Here is a 4,452-nt window from a genome sequence, read left to right as displayed (position 1 = left end):
AAAAATCACCATGGTTTAATGAAGTAAATTTAGGAGATATTCATAGTGTTCCAATATCACATGGAGAAGGAAAGTTTGTAGCACCAGAAAGCTTATTAAAAGAGCTTATCAAAAATGGACAAGTTGCAACACAATATGTAGATATTAATGGAGAAGTTTCAATGGATATGCCATATAATCCAAATGGATCAAGTCTTGGAATTGAAGGGATTACAAGTCTTGATGGAAGAATATTTGGGAAGATGGCTCACTCAGAAAGAGTTGGAGAAAATCTTTATAAGAATATGGATGGAAATTTTGATCAAAAGTTATTTAAATCAGGTATAAATTATTTTAAATAAAAAGGAGTGTATTTTATGAAAGTAGCAATATTTTTTGGTAGTAAATCAGATACAGAAGTAATGAGAGGAGCTGCTAATGCTTTAAAAGAGTTTGGAGTTTCATATAAAGCATTTATTCTTTCAGCACATAGAGTTCCAGAAAAATTAGAGGAGACTATAAAAGAAATTGAAGATTTAGGATGTGAAGTTATTATTGCAGGAGCAGGTCTTGCAGCACATTTACCAGGAGTTATAGCATCACAAACAGTACTTCCTGTTATAGGAGTTCCTGTTAAAGCAGCAATAGGTGGAATTGACTCACTTTTATCAATAGTTCAAATGCCAAAATCAATCCCAGTTGCAACTGTTGGAATAAATAATAGTTATAATGCAGGAATGTTAGCGCTTCAAATGCTTTCGTTAAAATATCCAGAAATTAAAGATAAACTAATTGATTTTAGAAAAAACATGAAAAGAAAATTTATTGAAGAAAACGGTGAAGGAGTGGAATTATAATGGTTAACATGTATGAAAAACTTTATGAAGGAAAAGCAAAACAAATTTTTAGAACTGATAATGAGGAAAATGTAATAGTGCATTATAAAGATGATGCAACAGCTTTTAATGGAGAAAAGAAGGCATCAATTGAAAATAAAGGTGTTTTAAATAATGCAATTACGTCAATGATTTTTGAAATGCTAAATGCAAATGGAGTTAAAACTCATTTTATAGAAAAGCTTGATGATAGAAATCAACTTTGCAAACGAGTAGAAATAGTTCCACTTGAAGTGATAGTTAGAAACAGAGCTGCGGGAAGTATGGCAAAAAGATTAGGTCTTGAAGAAGGATTTAAATTAAAAACTACTGTTTTTGAATTATCTTATAAGGATGATTCATTAGGAGATCCACTTATAAATGATTGTCATGCAGTGGGAATTGGAGCTACTACTTTTGAAGAACTTAAAGGAATTTATAAAATAACTGAAAATGTAAATAATCTTTTAAAAGAATTCTTTAAAGAGCAAAATATTGATTTAATAGACTTTAAAATAGAATTTGGAAGACTTCCAAATGGAGAAGTTATTTTAGCAGATGAAATATCACCAGATACATGTAGATTTTGGGATTCAACAACTGGTGAAAAGTTAGATAAAGATAGATTTAGACGTGATATGGGAAATGTAGAAGATGCATATAAAGAGATATTAAAGAGAATACAAGGTTAAAAGGAGAAGGCTATGGTAAATTCATCAATTCAATTTATGGACCCTGCAAATGATAAGTTTAAGGATGAATGTGGAGTGTTTGGAATCTATGCAAATGAAAAGATAGATGTTGCTTCAGTAAATTACTATGGCCTTTATGCACTTCAGCATAGAGGTCAAGAAAGCACTGGAATTGCAGTTTCAAATGGAAATGAAATGAAAATCCACAAAGGGCTTGGAATAATAACAGAAGCATTTAGAAATGAAGATTTAGAAAAACTTAAAGAAGCAAATGGACACATAGCAATAGGTCATGTGAGATATTCAACAGCAGGAGCTAAAACTATTGAGAATTCACAACCTCTTTTAACAAATACAAAACTTGGACCAATATCAGTTGCGCATAATGGAAATCTTGTAAATGCTGATGTTATAAGAGAACTTCTAGAGGATGGGGGACATGTTTTTCATACTTCAGTTGATTCAGAAGTTTTAATTTCATTAATAGCAAGAGGAGCAAAAAGAGGGGTAGAAAGAGCAGTGGTTAATGCAGTTTCAGCTGTTAGAGGTTCTTTTGCAATGGTAATTATGACAAAAGATAAACTTATAGGAATAAGAGATCCACATGGAATAAGACCACTTTGTCTTGGAAAGATAGATGAAGGATATATTTTATCTTCTGAAAGCTGTGCTATAGATTCTATTGGTGGAGAGTTTATTCGTGATATAGAACCAGGAGAAATTGTAGTAATTGATGAGAAAGGAATTAAATCTATTAGATATTCTGAAAATACAATATGCCAAACTTGTGCATTTGAATATATTTATTTTGCAAGACCAGACTCTATTATAGATGGACTTGATGTTTATGAAACAAGAGTAAAGCAAGGTGAAGCTTTATATAAAGAAAATAAAATAGAAGCTGATTTAGTAGTTGCAGTTCCAGACTCAGGAATTCCAGCAGCTATGGGATATGCTAAAGCTTCAGGAATTCCATATGAAATTGGATTTATTAAAAATAGATATGTAGGAAGAACGTTTATATCACCATCACAAGAACTTCGTGAAAGAGCAGTTCGTGTAAAATTAAATCCATTAAAAGCAACAGTTAAGGGTAAGAGAGTAGTTTTAATAGATGATTCAATAGTAAGAGGTACAACTTCAAAGCATCTTGTAGAATCACTAAGAAAAGCAGGAGCAACAGAAGTTCATTTCTTAGTTGCATCGCCAGCAGTTAAATATCCATGTTATTTTGGAATAGATACACCTTATAGAAGTGAGCTTATAGGTGCTAATAATTCAGTAGAGGAAATAAAAGATATTATAGGTTGTGATACCTTAGGATATTTAAGTTTAGATGGAATGTATGAAAGCTTTTTTGGAAGAAGAAATTTCTGTGTAGGATGCTTTAATGGAGTATATCCAGTTTCAGCACCAATGGAAAAATTAAATGATAATCTTGAGGAGGAAAAAGTATTATGCTAACTTATGAAGATTCAGGAGTAAATATAGAGGAAGGCTATAAGTCTGTAAAACTTATTCAAGATTATGCAAAGAAAACTATGAGTGAATATGTTTTAAATGGACTTGGTTCTTTTGGAGGAATGGTAGAACTTCCAGAAGGATATAAAAAACCAGTTTTAGTTTCAGGAACTGATGGAGTAGGAACTAAACTTCAAATTGCTTGCACAAAAAAGAAATATGATACAGTTGGAATTGATTGTGTTGCTATGTGTGTTAATGATATTTTATGTCATGGTGCAAAGCCACTATTCTTTTTAGATTATATAGCTTGTGGAAAGCTTGAAGCTACTGTAAGTGCTAGTTTAGTAAAAGGAGTTTCTGATGGATGTTTAATGTCAGATTGTGCTTTAATTGGTGGAGAAACTGCTGAAATGCCAGGTTTTTATAAAGAAGGAGATTATGATATTGCAGGATTTGCAGTAGGAATAGTTGATAAAGATAAAATAATAAGTGGTGAAAAAATAAGTGAGGGTGATGTTTTAATAGGAATACCATCATCAGGAATTCATTCAAATGGATATTCATTAGTAAGGAAAGTATTTACTGATTTAGATAGAGAATTTAATGGAAAAGAAATTTATAAAACTCTTTTAGAGCCAACTAAAATATATGTGAAACCTGTGTTAAGTCTTATAGAAAAATTTGAGATAAAAGGAATGGCACATATAACAGGTGGAGGATTTATAGAAAATATTCCAAGAATGTTTAATGGAAGAAATCTTACAGCAGTTATAGATAAAAACAGTTTTAAAATTCCACCAATATTTTTAGAGATGGAAAGACTTGGAGTTAATAGAGACCATATGTTTAATACATTTAATATGGGAATTGGATTTGTAGTATGTGTTTCTAAAGAAATTGCAAAAGATGTAATAGAGGAATTAAGTAACTTTAATGAAGATGCAACTATAATAGGTACCGTAGTTTCAGGAGGTGAAGGGATTTGTTTAAAATAGCAGTCCTAACATCAGGAGGAGGGTCAAACCTTCAATCTATTATAGATAATATAAACTCAGGAAATATAAATGCAAAAATTGATATAGTTATAGGAAGTAAGGATAGAATTTATTCATTAGAAAGGGCTAAAGAAAATAATATAAATTTTGAAGTTGTAAGTAAAAAAGAGTATGGAAATAAAACTTCAGATAAAATATTAGATTTAGTAAAAAATGTGGATTTAATAGTTCTTGCAGGATATCTTTCAATATTAGAGGGTGAAATTTTAAAAAGGTTTGAAAATAAAATTATAAATATACATCCATCGCTTATTCCAGCTTTTTGTGGAGATAAGATGTATGGAGAAAGAGTGCATAAGGCAGTAATAGAAAAAGGGGTTAAATATACAGGGTGTACAGTTCATTTTGTAAATGAAGAAGTTGATGGGGGCGCAATTATTCTTCAAG

General features: G+C 30.8%; 6 protein-coding genes. All 6 read left to right on the top strand.

Features of this window, described 5'->3' with window-relative positions:
* A partial coding sequence (locus ACRDDY_RS04340) for a phosphoribosylformylglycinamidine synthase subunit PurQ (protein WP_438563746.1) occupies nt 1–341 on the top strand: 341 nt, incomplete at its 5' end.
* Between the two features lie 15 nt (nt 342–356).
* Complete coding sequence (gene purE, locus ACRDDY_RS04335; protein ID WP_438563745.1) at nt 357–836, top strand: 5-(carboxyamino)imidazole ribonucleotide mutase; 480 nt, start codon at nt 357–359, stop codon at nt 834–836.
* Nucleotides 836–1,546 carry a phosphoribosylaminoimidazolesuccinocarboxamide synthase gene (gene purC / locus ACRDDY_RS04330; protein ID WP_438563744.1) on the top strand — a complete coding sequence of 237 codons (711 nt, stop codon included), beginning with the start codon at nt 836–838 and terminating at the stop codon, nt 1,544–1,546. Before purE ends, purC begins: the two co-directional genes overlap by 1 nt.
* Before the next feature lie 12 nt (nt 1,547–1,558).
* Nucleotides 1,559–3,010 (top strand): amidophosphoribosyltransferase, encoded by a 1,452-nt coding sequence (gene purF / locus ACRDDY_RS04325; RefSeq protein ID WP_438563743.1) that lies wholly within the window; start codon nt 1,559–1,561, stop codon nt 3,008–3,010.
* Nucleotides 3,004–4,005, top strand: a complete 1,002-nt coding sequence (gene purM / locus ACRDDY_RS04320) for a phosphoribosylformylglycinamidine cyclo-ligase (RefSeq protein WP_438563742.1) — start codon at nt 3,004–3,006, stop codon at nt 4,003–4,005. The genes purF and purM overlap by 7 nt, the downstream gene beginning before the upstream one ends.
* Nucleotides 3,993–4,452: phosphoribosylglycinamide formyltransferase (gene purN, locus ACRDDY_RS04315; protein WP_438563741.1), on the top strand; the 460-nt coding region annotated here is incomplete at its 3' end. The genes purM and purN, both read left to right, overlap by 13 nt.

This window comes from Clostridium sp. (assembly GCF_051656525.1).
GTDB lineage: Bacteria > Bacillota > Clostridia > Clostridiales > Clostridiaceae > Clostridium.
The sequence above is the reverse complement of the archived record's forward strand: the minus strand, read 5'-3'. Positions and strand labels throughout refer to the sequence as shown.

Bases quoted from the DNA above. Each gene is read 5' to 3' on its own strand.
- purM (WP_438563742.1), top strand. From the start codon at position 3,004: ATGCTAACTTATGAAGATTCAGGAGTAAATATAGAGGAAGGCTATAAG.
- purE (WP_438563745.1), top strand. From the start codon at position 357: ATGAAAGTAGCAATATTTTTTGGTAGTAAATCAGATACAGAAGTAATG.
- purC (WP_438563744.1), top strand. From the start codon at position 836: ATGGTTAACATGTATGAAAAACTTTATGAAGGAAAAGCAAAACAAATT.
- purF (WP_438563743.1), top strand. From the start codon at position 1,559: ATGGTAAATTCATCAATTCAATTTATGGACCCTGCAAATGATAAGTTT.